Source organism: Leucobacter sp. USCH14 (genome assembly GCF_037619215.1).
GTDB lineage: Bacteria > Actinomycetota > Actinomycetes > Actinomycetales > Microbacteriaceae > Leucobacter.
In genome coordinates, this window is sequence record NZ_JAQPZP010000002.1 from 335,217 (window position 1) to 352,052 (window position 16,836).

Here is a 16,836-nt window from a genome sequence, read left to right on the forward strand (position 1 = left end):
CCTTAGATGTCGTGCCTTGCCGGCGAGATCACCCACATCACTACAGCGTTCTCTTTGGTGTCGTTCGAGAACGAGTGCCCGATCTTCGGATCGATCAGCACGGCGTCGCCCGTGCCGAGTTCGTAAGTGTTCCCGTTCCACTCGAAGTGGAGCCGGCCCTCGAGTACGATCACGCATTCCTCTTTGCCCTGGTGGCTGTAAGGCTCGGCACCTGAGTTGCGACCCGGCGCGATGACATTCTGGTGAATCTCGAGGTCCTTCGCGATCAAGGGCGTGATCAAGTAATTGGCGCTGCCGTCGGGGCGGAATATGCGGCGGCGATCCTGGTAGCGCACCAGGTGCGGGTCGGCCTGATCGGGTTCGCGCGAGTCATCGAACAGCGCCCCCATGCTCTCGCCCAGCGCCGCGCAGATGCGTCGCAGCGAAGCGATGGACGGACTCGTGAGCCCACGCTCGATCTGCGAGAGAAAGCTCTCGGAGACTTCGGCGAGTGCCGCGACTTCGCGCAGCGACATGCGCTTCGTCTTGCGCAGCGTGCGCAGTCGGATGCCGAGGGCGCGCTGCTCGTCGGCCTCGGAATCACGCGCATCCTCCATGTGCGTGTGCGCACTCACCGAACTCTCCTCGAGCCGTTACTCCTCGACGACAGCGTTCGCGCCACGAAATGCTCGGCGACGCGGTATGCAGCCTTCGACGTTGCGGTGGTCTGAACCCCGGTCTTCACTGAGGAGACTGCATTCGAATAGTTGTCGTCGCCTGCTCTCACAACGCCCATTGTCCTCTTCGTCACTTCATCAGGCTAATCGAGACCACGCGCATTGAAGCGGGGCGCCCCGCTCAGCGCTCCAGCGGCCACCCCGTGTACGCCTCCGCCAGGTAGTGCCGCCCACCCTCCGACTCCGTGACGCTGCGCAGCTCGCCGAGCTGCCGTTGCCGGTCGAACGCGTCGCTTCCGGGCGCCGCGTGGAGCATGCTCGTCATCCACCACGAGAAGTGCTGCGCCTTCCAGATGCGGCGCAGCGCACGCTCGGCGTAGGCGTCGACGCCGCGCTCGTCACCTTCGCCCAGCAGCCGCCGGAGGGCATCGCCGAGCAGCAGCACGTCGGCGACGGCGAGGTTCATGCCCTTGGCGCCGGTCGGCGGCACCGTGTGCGCCGCGTCCCCGACCAGCGCGGCCCGCCCGCGGCGCAGCTCGCCCGCGACGAAGCTGCGGAAGCGCAGCACGTAGCGCTGGAAGATCGGGCCCTCGGCGAGCTGCGTGCCGGGCACGCGGCGCTGCAGCGTCTCCCAGATCTCGGCCTCGAAGAGCGCGTCGGGGTCAGTGCTCGGATCGCACTGGAAGTACATGTGCTGCGGTGTCGGATCGCCGGCTGATCAGCGCGAACCCGTCGGCGGGGTTGCTGTAGATGAGCTCGCTCGCACTCGGCGGGGCCTCGCAGAGCACCCCGAACCAGGCGAATGGATACTCGCGGAACGACCCGGTCCTGCGACCGCCAGCCACGCCCGGCGCACGACGCTGCGCGATCCGTCACCTCCAACGGGCATGGTCGTGCGACGCGCGGTGCTCTCCGACGCGCACGTGGACCGTGCGAACGCTCAGGCGACCCCGTTCACCGCCGACTTCCAGGACTTCATCACCCGCACGGCCTGGGGTGACATCTGGTCGCGACCCGGCCTCGACCGGCGTTCGCGTTCGGTCGCCGTGCTCACCGCGCTGATCGCGCTCGGCCACGAGACGGAGTTCGCAATGCACGTGCGCGCCGCGCGCACCAACGGGCTGACGGTCGAGGAGATCAAGGAAGTGATCCTGCAGGCCGGGCTCTACTGCGGGGTGCCGGCGGCGAACTCCGCGTTCGGCGTCGCGCAGCGCGTGCTCGAGGAGCTCGGGGACCTGTAGCGGGCAGGTCGAATCGAGACCCGGGCCCCGCCGGCGCCCCCTCAGTGCCCCTGTCCGAGCCCTCCGCTCAACCGCGTGTGGAACGCGCTGGATTCCGCGTTCATGCCGACGAACTCGACCGACGTGCCGTGCTGACGATACTTCGTCTCGATCGCGTCGAGCGCCGCGACGGTCGACGCATCCCAGACGTGCGAGCGTGAGAGGTCGATCACGACGCGCTCGGGGTCGTCGGCGTACTCGAAGAGCGTGGTGAGGTCGTTGCTCGATGCGAAGAGGAGTTGCCCCTCGACGGTGTAGCGGGCGACGGTCGCCCCGCCCTCGGACGTGACCTCCCGCTGCACGTTGACGAGATGCGCGACTCGGCGCACGAACATGACGGCGGCGACGAGCACTCCCACGACCACGCCGATCGCGAGGTTGTGGGTCGCGAGCACGACCGCCACGGTGATGACCATGACCGCCGTCTCGCTCTTCGGCAGGCGCCGCAGTGTCGAGGGCGCGATGGAGTGCCAGTCGAAGGTGCCGATCGAGACCATGATCATCACCGCGACGAGCGCCGCCATGGGGATGACCGCCACAACATCGCCGAGCAGCACGATGAGGATCAGCAGGAAGGCGCCGGCCAGGAACGTCGAGATGCGCGTCCGGGCGCCGGAGGCCTTCACGTTGATCATCGTTTGCCCGATGACCGCGCAGCCGCCCATGCCGCCGAAGAAACCCGACGCGATGTTCGCTACGCCCTGGCCCCACGATTCGCGCGTCTTGTTGGAGTGCGTATCGGTCACGTCGTCGACGAGCTTGGCGGTGAGCAGCGACTCCATGAGGCCCACCAGCGCCATCGCGAGCGCATAGGGGCCGATGATGGTGAGCGTCTCCCAAGTGAGCGGCACGTTCGGCACGAACAGCTCGGGCAGGCTGCGGGGCAGTTCGCCCTGGTCGCCGACGTTCGGCACCTGGATCGCGAACACGAGGGCGACCGCCGTCACGAGCACGACCGACACGAGCGGAGCGGGCACCGCCCGGGTGAGGCGCGGCATCGCGACCAGGATGAGCAGGCCGAGCGCGACGAGCGGGTACACGGGCCACGGCACATCGATGAGCTGGGGCAGCTGGGCGCTGAAGACGAGGATCGCCAGCGCGTTGACGAAGCCGACCATCACGCTGCGCGGGATGAATCGCATGAGCTTCGCCACGCCGCAGATTGCCAGCACGATCTGCAGCACCCCGGCGAGCAGCACCGTCGCGATGAAGTACTCCATGCCGTACTCGCGGGAGACCGGCGCGATGACGAGCGCGACCGCGCCGGTCGCCGCGGTGATCATCGCGGGGCGCCCGCCGACGAAGGCGATCGTGACGGCCATGATGAACGAGGAGAAGAGCCCGACCTTCGGGTCGACGCCTGCGATGATGGAGAAGGAGATCGCCTCGGGGATGAGCGCGAGGGCGACGACGAGCCCGGCGAGCGCCTCGCGCGTGAGCAGCCGGGGGGAGCGCAGCGCCGTCAGCACGGACGGGTCGGGGCGGTAGCGCGCCGGATCGTCCGTGCTGCTCGGTGCGATGGACATGTGTCTCCTCCTGCGAAACGGTGGGATCCGCACGACAACACTAACGTAGCGTTAGGGTTGAGGCGAATGAAATGAGGATGACGCATGCCTGAAGGCGGAATGATGCACATCGGCGAGCTCGCGGAGCGCACGGGGCTCTCGATCCGCACCCTTCGCCACTACGACCAGATCGGGCTCCTGGCGCCGACCGGGCGGTCGGAGGGCGGGTTCCGGCTGTACACCGAGAGCGACTACGACCGACTGATGCTGATCCGGCGCATGAAGCCCCTCGGGTACTCCCTGGACCAAATGGGCGACCTGTTGCGGGCCATCGACCGCACGCAGGGGTCGACGGAGGAGCACGCGGCGCGAGCGTTCAATGACTTCCTCGCCGACGCGGAGGAGCGGCGAGAGAAGCTCGCGAGGCAGCTCGAGGCCGCCGACGAGTTCATCCGCCAGCTGCGCGGTACGCCACTGCGCTGACCGAGAGGATCAGTTCCTTCCAGTGCGTGACACCGACCTCGCTGCTCCGTAGCATGAGAGGCGTCGGTGGGGGCGATGATTCTGCGGACGCACTGTTGCGGCTCGAGCATTGGACGGGATATGGCACGAGAACTCGTTTGGACCGGATTCATCTCACTCGACGGCGTGATGGACTCACCGGGCGCGACGAGCGAGGTGCACCCGAGCGGCGGGTGGGTGATGCGCACGCCCTTCGACGAAGCGGCCTTCTCGCTCAAGGGAGACGAACTGGGCGAGACCACTGCGCTGATGTTCGGGCGCCGCAGCTACGAGGCCTTCGCGCCGGTGTGGCGGGATTCCGAGAATCACGCGGCCTATCGGGATCTGCCGAAGTACGTCGTGTCGACGAGTCTCGACTCCGACGCACTGGTGGAGGGGTGGGGGCCGACGACGCTGCTGCGATCCGAAGCGGACGTGGCCGCGCTCAAGGATGGGGGCCGGGGCGCGATCTTCATCCACGGGAGCGGGGAGCTCGCGCGTCGGCTGTTCGACGCCGGGCTGATCGACCGGTACAACCTGCTCGTCTTCCCGGTGCTGCTCGGCGCGGGCAAGAGCATCTTCTCGCGCCACGAGCACGGCGAGCAGCGGCTCGTGCTCCGCGAGTCGGAGGCGTACCGCAATGGAGTGGTGAAGGCCGTCTACGACGTCACCCGGTGACCCGTGCCCCAGCTGCCCATGTGCGGAATCGGGGGCAGTTTCCGGGCTTCACGAGCGAGGTGAGAGCCCGGATTTTGACTCCGGGCGGGCGGCTGTCGACCGGCGACCGAGGGGAAAGCCGAAGGCTCCTGATCGGGTTTCCACCTGATCAGGAGCCTTTCTTCTCGTTGCGGGGGCGGGATTTGAACCCACGACCTCCGGGTTATGAGCCCGGCGAGCTACCGAACTGCTCCACCCCGCGGCACGTCTCCAAGCGTACCGCGGGGGCGCAGCGACCTCGAATCGAGGGTCGGTTTGGGCGCGTCGCCGCACGCCGTCGAGCAGTGAGCTACATTCCCGACGGCGGCAGCTTGTCGATTCCGTGTCGGCTGGGCTCGCCCGGCTCGGCCGCGGTGGCGGGCGACGCCTGGGCGGGGCCCGACGGCGTCGCGTCGGAGGTCGGGTAGCTCGGCTTGTCGGCTTCGGACGCCTCGCCCACCTCGCCGCGCTCCTCCTGCGGCGGTAGGTGATCGAGGGGTTGCTTGAAGTCGTCGTGATTCGTCATGCCACCTACGATTGCGCGCGGTCGGGAGGCGGGCCAGGGGATTGCAGGTGCGTGCGCAATGTGGTGGGATGCGGCTGCCCGGCGCGCGCCAGCCCGACGCGCGAAGAGCGCTTCGCGATGGTTACCATCGAGAGAGCACACGCAACGAGGGAGGCCCAGAGGTGGTTGACGCGCTTTCCGAGCTGGATCGCCGTATCGTCGGCGCGCTTCAAGTCGACGGCAGAGCTCCGTGGAGCAGTGTCGCGCGAGCGCTCGATCAGCCACTGCGCACCGTCGCCCGCCGCGGCAGAGTGCTCCTCGAATCTGGAATCGTCTCCGTCGTGGGGCTGCGCAATCTCGGCCCCACCTGCGTGATCGAGATCACCTGCAAGCCGTCTCGCCTCGAGTCGCTGGCGCAGGAGCTCGCGCAGCACCCCGGCGTCGTCTACGTCTTCGTCCTCGCAAATCCCTCGAGTGTGCTGGTCGAGGTGCACGAGCAGATGTTCGACCTCAGTACGATGACGCTGTCCGTGATCCCCGCATATGCCGGTGTGCTGGAGGTCTCGGCCACGCCGGTGCTGCACTACTTCAAGACGAACGCCGATTGGCGGCCGGGATTGCTCTCCGCGTCCGAGGCGTCTCTTCTGGAACCCGGTCCCCGTGTTGAGGGGTCGACGGCGCTGCCCGAACGGCTCGATGCTGCCGATGGCGCGATCGTGCAGGCGCTCGAGCGCGATGGCCGTGCGAGCATCGCCGAACTCGCCGAGCTGGTGGGTGTGACCGAGCCCACTGCGCGGAAGCGTCTTGCCGATCTCCGCGAGCGCGGCGCCGTCGCGACGCGCGTGCTGGTCGATCCGCGATTGCTCGGCTTCAGCGTCGAGACGTGCGTGCGCATCGATTGCGCGCCGGCGCAGGTGCGCGCGGTGGGGGAGGCGGTCGCCGTCCTTCCCGAGAGCCGGTACGTCGCCGAGCTGCTCGGGGAGCCTTCGCTCATCGCCCATTTCGCGGCCGACGACCTTCCGCACGTGCGTCGTCTGCTGCATGAGGAGTGGACGGCACCGGTCGTCCGCCTGCACCCCGCGCTCGTCAGCCGCGTCGTGAAGCGGAGCGGCCGCGTCATCAATGCGGAGAAAGGCCAGAAGTAGTAGTTCTATAAATCGCGTTGGCATAATCCGAAAGTCGTGATTGACTTACTGACCGTAGTCGTAAGTCAATGACGATGGGAACCACGCATGGCCGATCCGGCCGAACTCACTGAACTCTCCGCCACCGAACTCCGCGCGGCCCTCGGCGCGCGCGAGATCAGCGCCGTCGAAGCGGTCTCGGCGCACCTCGAGCGCATCGATCGCGGCGCCGCTGTCAACGCGATGATCACGGTGGATGCCGCAGGCGCACTGCGCCGAGCCGCGCAGCTCGATGCGGACGGGCCCGATCCGCGTCTGCCGCTCTTCGGGCTTCCCGTCGGCATCAAAGACACCCATGACACGGGCGGCATCCGCACCACATACGGCTCGATCCGCCACGCCGAGCATGTTCCCGAGCGCGACGCACTGCATGTGCGGCGCATGCGGGACGCGGGCGCGATCGTGATCGGGAAGACGAACGTGCCTGAGTACGCCGCCGGTTCGCACTCGGTCAACCGCGTCTTCGGCGCCACTCGCAATCCCTACGCCCTCGACCGTTCCGCAGGCGGAAGCAGTGGCGGGGCGGCCGCGGCCCTCGCTGCCCGGCAGGTCGCGCTCGCAGACGGGAGCGACATGGGCGGATCGCTGCGCAACCCGGCATCCTTCTGCAACGTCGTCGGCCTGCGGCCCTCACCCGGCGTAGTGCCGGAGGCCGAAGCGTCGAACCTCCTCACTCCGCTCACCACGGCCGGCCCCATGGGTCGAACCGTCGGCGACGTCGCCCTGCTGCTCTCGGTTCTCGGTGCGCCCGATGCGCGAACTCCCGTCGCCGCCCCGGCACTCGGCCCCGTCTCGGCCGTCGCCGATCTCCGCGGGCTGCGTGTCGCGTGGGCCCCGTCGCTCGGCGGCCACGCCCCCATCGCCGCCGATGTCGACGAGGTGCTCAGCAGCGCCGCCGCAGTGCTCGCCGAGCACGGAGCCCACGTGGAGACTGCCTGCCCCGATCTCAGCGGTGCCGCCGACGCCTTCCTCACGTTGCGAGCCGCAGAGTTCGAGATCGCCTGGGGAGCAGAGCTCGATGCTCATCCCGACGACTTCAACGAGCGTCTCACGTGGAACATTCGGCAGGGACGGTCGCTGATGGGCCGTGACATCATGCGCGCGCAGGAGCGACAGACCGCGCTCATGCGCGGAGCCGCCCGGTTCTTCGAGCAGTTCGACGTGCTCCTCGCGCCCGCGGCGACCGTCGCGCCGTTCCCGGTCGAGTGGGACTACCCGCGCACCGTCGAGGGTGAGCCGCAAGCGCACTATCTGGATTGGATGCGCGCCGCGACGACCATCACCATGCTCGGCGCACCCGCGCTTTCGGTGCCCGCCGGGTTCACGCGTGATGGCCTTCCTGTGGGACTGCAGATGGTCGGCCCCTTCGGAAGCGATCACCGGCTGCTCGGGATCGCACAGGCCTACGAAGCGCTCACCGGGTTCGCCCGGCTCTCCCCCGAACTCCCCGCCGAATCACGCCATTGGAGCAACGAAGCACGATGAAACCACGACTGTTCACTCTCGGAAGGCTCGCGATCGTGAGCGTTCCCGCCCTCGGATTCTTCGCGATCCCGTTTCTGCCCTTCGCTCAGGAGCCGGTGCTGTGGCTCGGGCTCCCCGCGGTGCTCGTCTGGAGCGCGCTGATGGTGCTGCTCTCCGTCGTCGCCCTGCAGATCGTGGAGGTGCTCTACCTCCGCGCGGGCGGCCGCGAGGCCGACCAGCAGGAGGAGCGCTTCGCGACGCAGCAGATCGAGCAGATCCGCGCCGCTCGAATCGCGGCCGAGGAGAGCGAGGGCGTACGATGACACTCTCCATCATGATCGTCGTCGGCATCGTGCTGATCGGCGCGCTCGGCGTCGCGAGTCGCCGCCGTCAGAAGAGCATGAGCACCTGGACCGTCGGCGAGCGCAGCAACCCGAAGTGGACCTCCTGGTTTCTCCAAGCAGGCGAATCGCTCACCACCTTCAGCTTCCTGGGGCTCGCCGGCATCGCGTTCGGCGGCGGCGTCAGCGCGACCTTCGCCGTCGCGTACCTGACCATCTCGTGGCTCGGTCTCTACTTCGTGGCGCCCCGCATCCGCGAGTTCGGGCAGCGCCGCGGCTACCTCACCATGGGCGATTTCTTCGAAGACCGGTTCCGCAGCAGGTGGCTCGGACGCGTCGTGTCGGTGATCGGCGCCCTGGCGCTCATCCCGTACCTGCAGCTCCAGATCACGGGCCTCGGGCTGATCGTCGAGCTCGCCACGGGCAGCGAGAGCGCGCGCGGACTGAGCATGGTGATCGCGAGCATTCTGGTCGCGCTCTTCGTCGCCTGGTCGGGATTGAAGGGCATCGCGCGCGTGGCGATCCTGAAAGACATCATGATGGTCGTCGCCATGGTCGTCATCGCGGCCGGGCTCATGATCTCCTTCGGAGGCATTCCCGAGATCTTCGCCCAGATCGCGCGGGAGGCCCCCGTGCTTCTCACCATGCAGGTCGACGGGTACGATCCCGTCTTCTTCATCACCGCCACGCTCGTGACGGTCATCGGATCGAGCTTCAACACGCTGCCGCACCTGTGGCCGCCGGTACTCGCTGCGAAGAGCGCCGAGGTGCTGCGGAGCAATGCGAAGTGGCTGCCGATCTATCAGCTGGTGCTGTTCCTCCCGGTCACGGTGGGGCTCGCCGCAGTACTCGTGCTCCCGGAGGACACCACCGGCAACACCGTGCTGCTCACGATGTCGGGCGTGATCCTGCCCGATTGGCTCGTCGGCATCGTCGCCATCGCGGGGGCCTCGGCCGCCATGGTTCCGGCATCCGCCATCGTCATGGGCATCTCGACGCTCATCACCCGAAACGTCATCGGCAGCATGACTCCGAGTCGACAGATGACGGTCAACTACGCCGTCATCGTCGTGGCGATCGGCCTCGCGCTCGCCTTCGGGCTGGTGCGCTCGGATATCGGGGCGCTGCTGCTGCTGACCTACGGCTGCACCACCCAGTTCGCCCCTGCGATCGCGATCGCACTGGCGGACCGAGTGCGCGTCGGCGCCTGGCCCGTCGGGCTGAGCATCGTCGCGGGATCGCTCACCGTCGCCGTCATCACCTTCGCCGGCATTCCGATCGGCAGCTGGGACTCCGGTCTGATCGCGCTCGCGCCGAATCTCATCGTGCTCGTGGTCGCCGAGGCGATCCGGCGCGCGCGAGGCGGTCGCGACGTTGAGCAGGTCGCGATGCCGTCCCCGGATCGCGTCGCAGCCGGGGGTTCGGTGTCCGCTCTGAGCTGAGTTCGGGCGAGTATGTGCACGGTGCCAGCCGAGCGGCGTAGCCTGCGAATGTGGTCGGCACCAGAGCCGCCACCGAAAGGGGAACCGATGAGCATCATGTACACCGCCGAGGCACTCGCGACCGGCGACGGGCGCAACGGCCATGTGAAGACCGTCGACGGGCTCGTCGACACCGATATGCGCGCTCCGAAGGAGATGGGCGGCCCGGGCGGCGCCCCCAACCCCGAGGTGTTCTTCGCCGCAGGCTACGCCGCGTGCTTCCACGGTGCGCTGCAGGCGGTGGCGCGCGAGCAGAAAGTCGACATCGCGGATTCCAGTGTCGGATCGCGCGTGCACCTGAGCAACGTCGACGGCGGCTTCGAGCTCTCGGTCGAGCTCGAGGTGGTGCTCCCGCATCTCGAGCAGGAGCAGGCCCAGCAGCTCGCCGACGCAGCGCACCAGGTGTGCCCGTACTCGAAGGCGACGCGCGGCAACATCGAGGTGAAGGTCACCGCCTCCGACGACTGACCGTCAGGCAAAGTCGTCGAGATCCTACTGGTGACGTCGAGACCCTATTGGAAGCGCGCGATCCGCGCAGGATCTCGTCGTCGCAGTAGGATCTCGGCGTCTCGGCGTTGCGGCGATGGGACTGCGGTTCACCGCCGCTCGTAGCGGCGGGCGCTCCCCTGAATGCCGGCGAAGCGGAACGGCGCCTCCGTGACGCGAGGGTTCTCGACGTCCGTGTTGCTCGGCAGCTCGCGCGCGTGCAGCTCGCGGTACTCGGGCACGCTGAGCGGCACTCGCGCGTCGAGCACCGACGTGAAGTGGTCGCTGCGGGAGGCCGCGGCCGGCTGCACGATGCCGGTCAGGAACTCGCTCACGCTGCCCGAGCCGTAGCTGAACATTCCGAGGCGCTTGCCGACGAGATCCTGCTCGTGGTCGAGCACCGAGGCGACGCCCGCGTACAGCGACGCGGTGTACGCGTTGCCGAGCCGGCGGTTGTAGACCGCGCCGGGCACGAGGCCGTCGTCGCCGAGGTCGACGCCGGTGTGCTCGCCGAGGCGGGCCTGGGCCTTGCGCGCCATCTTCGTGTAAGGCTGGTGGTAGACGAGGCGATCGATGTCGGCGATCGCCGGCCCGCCGTGCGCGGCGAGATCGTCCCACGCCCCGGTCATGGCGTCGAGGTACGCGGAGATCGAGAGCGCGCCGTCGACGATCGCGGTCGACGAGTCGTTGGGGCGCCAGAAGTCGTCGACGTCTGCGGAGAAGAGCCCCGAGGCGGGTTCGATCTCGATGAGTGCCGGGTCGGCGGCGATGAGGATCGCCGCGGCGCCCGCCCCCTGTGTCGGCTCGCCGGGCGAGTCGAGCGCGTACCGGGCGATGTCGCTCGCGATCACGAGCACGCGCTCGCTCGGGTTGCGCTGCACGATGCCCATGGCTGCCTGGATCGCCGCAGTGCCCCCGTAGCAGGCCTGCTTGATCTCCGCGACGCGCACCTGCGGCGGCAGCCCGAGCAGCTTGTGCACGAAGACTCCCGCAGCCTTGGAGTGGTCGAGACCCGACTCGGTCGCGAAGAGCAGCGTGCGCACGCCGTCGAGCCCGTTGCGGTCGAGCAGCGCGAGCGCGGCCGTGGCGCCCATGGTGACGATGTCCTCGTCAGCCGCGGGAACGCTGAACTCATCCTGCCCGAGGCCGATCCGGTACTTCGCCGGGTCGACGCCCGTGGTCTCGGCCAGCGTGCCGAGATCGAGCAGGTGGTGCGTGCTCGCCAGTTCGATGTCGTGAATGCCGATCGAGGTCATGCGTTCGGCGTCTCCTTCCGCTCGATGCGCAGGTGCGCGGCCATGAGTTCGCCCGGGTTCGTCTGCGCCGCGATGAGCGAGAGCTCGCCGCAGAGCACGGTCGCCGCCATGAGCTCGGCGAGTCGGCGCGCGTTCTCGCCCGGCTCCCGATCCTCACGGCAGCCGATGCGGGTCAGCGCCTCTTCGATGTGGGGCAGGTGCTTGCCGTTGCCGACGGTGCCCACGATGAGGTGGGGCACGGTGCACGAGAAGTACAGGCCCTCCTCCCGGTTCTCGGCGTAGGTGATCCCCTGCGATCCCTCGACGATGTTCGCGGCGTCCTGACCCGTGGCGAGGTAGAAGCCGAGCAGCATGTTGGCGTAGTGGGCGTTCGCCGAGCGGATCGCCCCCGCGATCGTGCTGCCCACGAGGTTCTTGCGCACGACCATGTCGGTGACCCGCTGGGCGTCGGTGCGGAGTCCGCTCGCGACGAGTTCGTGCGGGATCAGGATCTCCGCGACCACGCTGCGGCCGCGGCCCAGGATCCCGTTGACCGCGGTCGCCTTCTTGTCGGAGCAGTAATTGCCGGAGATGGAGCCGTACTCGAGCTGGAGCCCCCATGACAGCACGCGCTCCATGAGCGCGTCTGCGGCGTTGGTGACCATGTTGTGGCCCGACGCGTCGCCGGTGGTGAAGGCGAAGCGCACGAAGAGCAGATTGCCGACGATCTCGGGGTGCGCTTCGATCAGCTTCGCGTGGCGGCTGCCGCCCGTGACGACCTCCTGCAGCTCGCCGAAGCGCGCCTCGATGGTCTGCGCGGCGATTTGGGCCCCGACGGCGCCGCGCGCCGTGAAGAGCACGGATCGCGTCATCCGCTCGCCGGTGATGACGGTGCGGATCCCTCCTTCGACGGCACGGGAGACGCGTGCACCGCGGCCCACGGACGGCCAGAGCGGCGTCTCGTAGGTGGCGAGGGGTACGGAGATCTCACCGGTGACCGAGGAGCCGGTGATCCTGATCGGTCCGACCCAGCTGGTCGGGATCTCCGTGACGGTCTCGCGGTGTGCCTGTTCGGGAACGCTCATGGCTTCCTTCGTGAGTGAGTGCGGGCGTGCGGAATGAAGGTCATGGTCGGGGCGCCTCCGACCGTAGAGCGAGTGCACTGATGTTAACGCCGCGATCCGCGCAGAATTCCCGGAGGCGGCCGCGCAGGATGAGATCGGTGCGGAGCAGGTCGTCGCGGGTCGCCGCGCCGAGCAGGGCGTAGACGGCGCGGGTGCGCAGCTTCCAGTCGTTCACGAGATCGACGAGGCGCTGGGCTCCGCCGGCCTCGCCGTCGCGGCCGATCGCCGCCAGGAAGGCGCCCGCCACGCCCACGGCCCGAGCCCCGGCGGCGAGCGCTTTCACCACGTCGAAGGGCGAGCGCACGCCACCGGACGCGAGCAGCGTCGGGGCGTTCAGCGGAGCGTCGAGGAGGCTCGCGAGCGCCGATTGGCCGAACCCGGAGAGCATCGCGTACTCTCCGGCGGAGCGCCGCGCGTTCTCGATCCTCAGGAAGTCGGTGCCGCCGCGCCCGCCGACATCGGCGATGCCGACCCCGATCTCGGAGAGGCGCCGCAGCGCGCTGCGACTCAGGCCGAAGCCCACCTCCTTGACGATCACGGGAACGGGCGATGCGGCGGCGAGGTGCTCGATGGACGCGATCCACGACGAGAAGTCGCGCGAGCCCTCGGGCATCGCGGTCTCCTGCACCGCGTTCACGTGAATCTGCAGGGCGTTCGCGCCGAGCAGCTCGACCGCCCGGGGGGCGTCGGAGGCGGGGCGGCCGACGCCGAGGTTCGCCATGACGAAGCCGTCGGGGTTCTCGGAGCGGATCACCGCGAATCCGCGTGCGGCGTCGGGGTCGTCGAGCGCGACCGAGACCGACCCGCAGGCCATCGGCAGACCTGTTTCGCGCGCCGCGATGGCGAGCTCGCGGTTGATGCGCGTCGTGCGCTCGGTGCCGCCGGTCATGCCGTTGACGTAGAAGGGCGTCTCCCAGTGCCATTCGCCGGCCGGGTACTGCCGCCCGGCGTCGAAGGAGATGTCGACGCCCAGGTCGACGCGCTCGGCGTCGACGCCATCGAGCGCCTGATGCACGAAGTCGAGATCGTCGAATTCGTTGCGCCCGCCGCCGTCGCCCTGCTGCCCCAGCGCGAGATCGACGTGCTCGTCCTTGCGCGCCGCGCGGCTCTCGTCGTGGACGGCCGACGTCGCGGAGGCGGCGGGTTCGCGTGAATCGGTGTCAGAACGCATGGACGTCTCCTGACGCGGGGTGCGGGGCGAGGCTGAGGCGGCGGATGTCGTTCGCCTCCCACTCGCGCAGGATGGGTTCGGTGGGGAGATCCGCGTCCGCGAGCACGATGCCGCAGTCGCCTCCGCCGGCGCCGGAGGGCTTGCCCCCGGCGCCGTGGCGCTCCGCGATATCGCAGAGATCGCGGAGCTGAGGAGTCTCGATCGTGATGCCCGACGAGGCGCCGAGGCGCTGCAGCACGCGACGCGCCCGTCCCAGCACGTCGGGGGCCCCGGCACCGCCGCGGGAGAACGAGGCGACGAGCGCATCGACGCACGCACTGCTGTCTTCGATGAAGGTCGGGTAGGGCTGCAGCGGCGTGCGGCTCTCCGACGTGCGCACCTGCTCGACGAGGCGCTCGGTCGACGCGGGCGAGCCCGTCCAGCCCACGAGCAGCTGCAGCGCGCCGGGATGCTCGAGACGCATGACACCGCTTCCGGCCCACTGCCGGGTCGCGGAGAGCGTGGCGGAGACGCCGTGCGCGGCGCGGAAGGTGCGCAGCGCTCCGCGGTCGGGGGAGGCGTACCGGATCCAGCCGCCGAACGTGCTCGCCGCGAGGTCTCCGCCCGAAGCCGTCGGAGCGACCTCGATGGTGGCGAGCAGGGCGAGCTTGAACCGGTCGACCTCGCCGAGACCGAGACCGTAGAACTCGTCGAGCGCCGCGACGACCGCGACCGTCACCGCGGCAGACGATCCCAGGCCGAACTTGCGGCCGCTGACGTCGTCGAGCTCGCTGCTGATGTCGAGGTCGTAGTAGCGCGGCGGCAGGCTGAGCTCCGAACGCAACTGCTCGACGGCGGTGATCGCGGCGAACACGTAGTCGTACGGCTGGTGCTCGAGCACGATGCGGTCGCTCGCGTCGTCGCGCACCCACACGAGGGGGGAGCGGCCGTACGCGCTCGAGCGCACACGACCGACCTGCGATCCCTCGCTCAGCTGCACGGTGATGTAGCGGTCGACCGCGACGATCACGGCGGGCTGGCCCGGGTCCACGACGGCGTACTCGCCGGCGATGTAGAGCTTGCCCGGAGCGCGCTGCTCGATCATGCGCTGCTCCCGGCCTGCTCGGCGGCGATCGCGGCATCGACCAGCTGCGCGCCGGCGCCCGCGCCGACGAGTCGCACCGAACCGAATCCCTGCAGCGCGTCGCGCAGCTCCTCGGCCTGATCCGGCCGCACGATCACCGCGACGTTGGGGCCGGCGTCGGCCGTCGAGTACGCCTCGAGGCCCTGATCGCGCAGCGCGGCGACCGCGTCGAAGACGGCGACGCTCGTCGGGGCGAGGTACCTGATCGGCGGATCGCACGACTGGATCACCGCGTGCATGCGCAGCGCGTGCGACTCGGTGATGCGGCCGACCCGGGTGAAGTCATCGGCGGCGCAGGCCTCCAGCATCGCGGCGAGCGACTCCTCGGTCGACGAGATCCAGGCGGGGAAGAAGGGCGAGGTGAGCGCTGAGCGGCGCATGGCCGCCCGGCTCGACACGGCCTTCTGCGCGGTGTCGACGGTGACGATCACCATCCGCATGTCGGGGCCCGAGACACCCTCCGCGTACGAGTGCGCATCATCGCCAGCGTGCCAGACTGCGAGGCCGTCGACGAGGCTGCGCGATGCCGAGCCCGACCCGCGGCGCGCGAGCCGGCTGAGGTCGCGGCGGTCGAGTTCGAGCCCGTACGCGGCGGCGGCGGCGGTCGCGAGCGCGGCGAATCCCGACGCCGACGAGGCGAGCCCGGCGCCGGTCGGCGCCTCGTTCGTCGAGGTGACGACGGCGCGCGCTTCGGACCCGGCGAGTTCGCGCACCCGGTCCAGGAACCGCGTGACGCGCCGGGTCGCATCGCTGCTCGCCTCAGCGCCGTTCAGCGTGAACGCGTCGAAGCCGGCGCCCGCATCGAGCGCGACGGTCGTGGTGGTCGGGAACGCGTCGAGCGTCAGCGACAGGCTGCCCGCGACGGGCAGGATGAGATCCTCGTCCTGCTTGCCCCAGTACTTCACGAGGGCGATGTTCGGAAACGCGCGGGCGGTTGCGGTCGTCATGCGGCGGGAACCTCCACTGTCCAGGTGCGTTCGGCACCGGCGCCGCGCATGGCGGTGCCGATCTGCTCGGCGTGCGCCTCCGAGCCCGCGACTGCGATCACGCAGCCTCCGAGCCCGCCGCCGGTGAGCTTCGCCCCGGTCGCGCCTGCGTCGCAGGCTGCTGCGACGATGGCGTCGAGGCGCTCGGAGCTCACGCCGATGCCGTGCAGGATCGCGTGGGCTTCGCTCATCGCCGCGCCGACCGCGGTGCGGTCTCCCGACGCGAGATCCTCGATCGAATGCTCCGCGATCTCGGCGAGTCGCGAGAGCCGGGCGTCGGTCGACTCCGGTTCGCGCTCGCGGAGCGCCTGCACCGAACCGACCGCCTTCGCCGTGGAACCCGGGTGGCCGGTGTCCGCGAACGCGAGGATCAGGGGTGCGCCGATCCGGATCGGCGCGACGGATCCGCGGTTGAACCTGATGGCCCCGGTCGCCGCCACGGTGCGGGCGTCGATGCCGCTCGGCTTGCCGTGTGCGACTCGCTCGGCCGTCTGGATGAGGTCGAACAGCGTCTCGCTGTCGAGGGGCGTGCCGGCGAGATCGAATGCGGCGCGGGCGATCGCGGCCGCGACGGCGGCGCTCGAACCGAGGCCGCGCTCGTGCGGGATGGAGCTCGTGATGCTCACGAGGGCGCCGGCGCCGAGTGCCTCGCCGTCGGTGGTGTCGCCGTCGGCTGCCCGGTCGTCGGCCGAATCGCTCTGCGCGAGTTCTGCGAGGCCGGCGCGTTCGAGCGAGGTGCGGATCGCGGTGACGACGGGCGCGAGCCGCGTCGGCGCGCCGTCGATCGGGCCGGTGTAGAGCGAGCTGGCGATCCGGAGCCCGGCGGGTTCGGCGAGTTCGATGGTCGCCTCCGCCGTCAGGCTGTCGACGGGAATCGCGATGGCGGGAGCGCCGAAGACGACGGCGTGCTCGCCGAAGAGGATCGCCTTCGCGTGCGCGGCGCCGACCCCGCGGCGCTCGCCCGTCGTCGGAACCGGGGGCGCCTCAACATCGTGCGGTTCCACGCGGGGGGATTGGGACATTCGGATCCGTTTCGGTCGGCTCCCGGGGCGAAATCCGCGCTCGGGCACGCGTGAAGAGGGCCGGACACCTCCGTCC

General features: G+C 69.5%; 17 protein-coding genes, 1 tRNA gene and 1 pseudogene. 8 read left to right on the forward strand and 11 right to left on the reverse strand.

Annotated features, from left to right (window positions below; all coding sequences use genetic code 11):
* Positions 1-2 precede the first annotated feature (2 nt).
* Entirely contained in the window at positions 3-614 is a 612-nt protein-coding gene (locus tag PQI23_RS03900; protein ID WP_339971721.1) for a cupin domain-containing protein, read from the reverse strand.
* A gap of 223 nt (positions 615-837) precedes the next feature.
* Positions 838-1,350: pseudogene (locus PQI23_RS03905) on the reverse strand (FAD-dependent monooxygenase); the annotation flags it as partial.
* A gap of 193 nt (positions 1,351-1,543) precedes the next feature.
* Here PQI23_RS03905 and PQI23_RS03910 point away from each other — a divergent pair.
* Entirely contained in the window at positions 1,544-1,897 is a 354-nt protein-coding gene (locus tag PQI23_RS03910; RefSeq protein WP_339971723.1) for a carboxymuconolactone decarboxylase family protein, read from the forward strand.
* A 41-nt stretch (positions 1,898-1,938) separates the two neighbouring features.
* On the opposite strand, the gene PQI23_RS03915 is transcribed toward PQI23_RS03910, so the two are convergent.
* The gene (locus tag PQI23_RS03915) at positions 1,939-3,462 is read right to left on the reverse strand and encodes a SulP family inorganic anion transporter (protein WP_339971725.1); all 1,524 of its coding nucleotides are present in this window, start codon (positions 3,460-3,462) and stop codon (positions 1,939-1,941) included.
* An 84-nt stretch (positions 3,463-3,546) separates the two neighbouring features.
* Here PQI23_RS03915 and PQI23_RS03920 point away from each other — a divergent pair, with 84 nt between their 5' ends.
* Both PQI23_RS03920 and PQI23_RS03925 read left to right on the forward strand, forming a co-directional pair.
* On the forward strand, positions 3,547-3,924 hold the full coding sequence (locus tag PQI23_RS03920) for a MerR family transcriptional regulator (RefSeq protein ID WP_339971727.1): 378 nt from the start codon (positions 3,547-3,549) through the stop codon (positions 3,922-3,924).
* A gap of 120 nt (positions 3,925-4,044) precedes the next feature.
* Positions 4,045-4,620: a dihydrofolate reductase family protein gene (locus PQI23_RS03925; RefSeq protein ID WP_339971729.1), complete on the forward strand. Its 576-nt coding sequence runs from the start codon at positions 4,045-4,047 to the stop codon at positions 4,618-4,620.
* 167 nt (positions 4,621-4,787) lie between these two features.
* On the opposite strand, the gene PQI23_RS03930 is transcribed toward PQI23_RS03925, so the two are convergent.
* Both PQI23_RS03930 and PQI23_RS03935 read right to left on the reverse strand, forming a co-directional pair.
* A tRNA-Met gene (locus PQI23_RS03930) sits at positions 4,788-4,861 on the reverse strand.
* A gap of 87 nt (positions 4,862-4,948) precedes the next feature.
* Entirely contained in the window at positions 4,949-5,164 is a 216-nt protein-coding gene (locus tag PQI23_RS03935) for a hypothetical protein (RefSeq protein WP_339971731.1), read from the reverse strand.
* Positions 5,165-5,325: 161 nt separating this feature from the next.
* On the opposite strand from PQI23_RS03935, the gene PQI23_RS03940 reads away from it, so the two are divergent.
* From PQI23_RS03940 to PQI23_RS03960, 5 genes are all read left to right on the forward strand, one after another.
* The gene (locus PQI23_RS03940) at positions 5,326-6,288 is read left to right on the forward strand and encodes an Lrp/AsnC family transcriptional regulator (RefSeq protein WP_339971733.1); all 963 of its coding nucleotides are present in this window, start codon (positions 5,326-5,328) and stop codon (positions 6,286-6,288) included.
* Between the two features lie 87 nt (positions 6,289-6,375).
* A complete protein-coding gene (locus PQI23_RS03945; RefSeq protein ID WP_339971735.1) occupies positions 6,376-7,812 on the forward strand; it encodes an amidase in 1,437 nt (478 codons plus the stop codon).
* On the forward strand, positions 7,809-8,114 hold the full coding sequence (locus PQI23_RS03950; RefSeq protein WP_339971737.1) for a hypothetical protein: 306 nt from the start codon (positions 7,809-7,811) through the stop codon (positions 8,112-8,114). Before PQI23_RS03945 ends, PQI23_RS03950 begins: the two co-directional genes overlap by 4 nt.
* Positions 8,111-9,574, forward strand: coding sequence for a sodium:solute symporter family protein (locus PQI23_RS03955; RefSeq protein WP_339971739.1), 1,464 nt, complete (start codon positions 8,111-8,113; stop codon positions 9,572-9,574). The genes PQI23_RS03950 and PQI23_RS03955 overlap by 4 nt, the downstream gene beginning before the upstream one ends.
* Before the next feature lie 87 nt (positions 9,575-9,661).
* On the forward strand, positions 9,662-10,081 hold the full coding sequence (locus tag PQI23_RS03960; protein WP_339971741.1) for an organic hydroperoxide resistance protein: 420 nt from the start codon (positions 9,662-9,664) through the stop codon (positions 10,079-10,081).
* A 128-nt stretch (positions 10,082-10,209) separates the two neighbouring features.
* On the opposite strand, the gene PQI23_RS03965 is transcribed toward PQI23_RS03960, so the two are convergent.
* The 6 genes from PQI23_RS03965 to mvk are packed head-to-tail and all read right to left on the reverse strand — an operon-like array spanning position 10,210 to position 16,760.
* Positions 10,210-11,355: a hydroxymethylglutaryl-CoA synthase gene (locus tag PQI23_RS03965; protein WP_339971743.1), complete on the reverse strand. Its 1,146-nt coding sequence runs from the start codon at positions 11,353-11,355 to the stop codon at positions 10,210-10,212.
* Positions 11,352-12,419: a hydroxymethylglutaryl-CoA reductase gene (locus PQI23_RS03970; protein WP_339971745.1), complete on the reverse strand. Its 1,068-nt coding sequence runs from the start codon at positions 12,417-12,419 to the stop codon at positions 11,352-11,354. Before PQI23_RS03970 ends, PQI23_RS03965 begins: the two co-directional genes overlap by 4 nt.
* A 40-nt stretch (positions 12,420-12,459) precedes the next feature.
* Positions 12,460-13,629: a type 2 isopentenyl-diphosphate Delta-isomerase gene (gene fni / locus PQI23_RS03975; RefSeq protein WP_339971747.1), complete on the reverse strand. Its 1,170-nt coding sequence runs from the start codon at positions 13,627-13,629 to the stop codon at positions 12,460-12,462.
* A complete protein-coding gene (locus PQI23_RS03980) occupies positions 13,619-14,713 on the reverse strand; it encodes a phosphomevalonate kinase (protein ID WP_339971749.1) in 1,095 nt (364 codons plus the stop codon). Before PQI23_RS03980 ends, fni begins: the two co-directional genes overlap by 11 nt.
* Positions 14,710-15,699 (reverse strand): diphosphomevalonate decarboxylase, encoded by a 990-nt coding sequence (gene mvaD, locus PQI23_RS03985; protein ID WP_339971750.1) that lies wholly within the window; start codon positions 15,697-15,699, stop codon positions 14,710-14,712. Before mvaD ends, PQI23_RS03980 begins: the two co-directional genes overlap by 4 nt.
* Complete coding sequence (gene mvk, locus PQI23_RS03990; RefSeq protein ID WP_339971752.1) at positions 15,696-16,760, reverse strand: mevalonate kinase; 1,065 nt, start codon at positions 16,758-16,760, stop codon at positions 15,696-15,698. The genes mvaD and mvk overlap by 4 nt, the downstream gene beginning before the upstream one ends.
* Between the last annotated feature and the right edge of the window lie 76 nt (positions 16,761-16,836).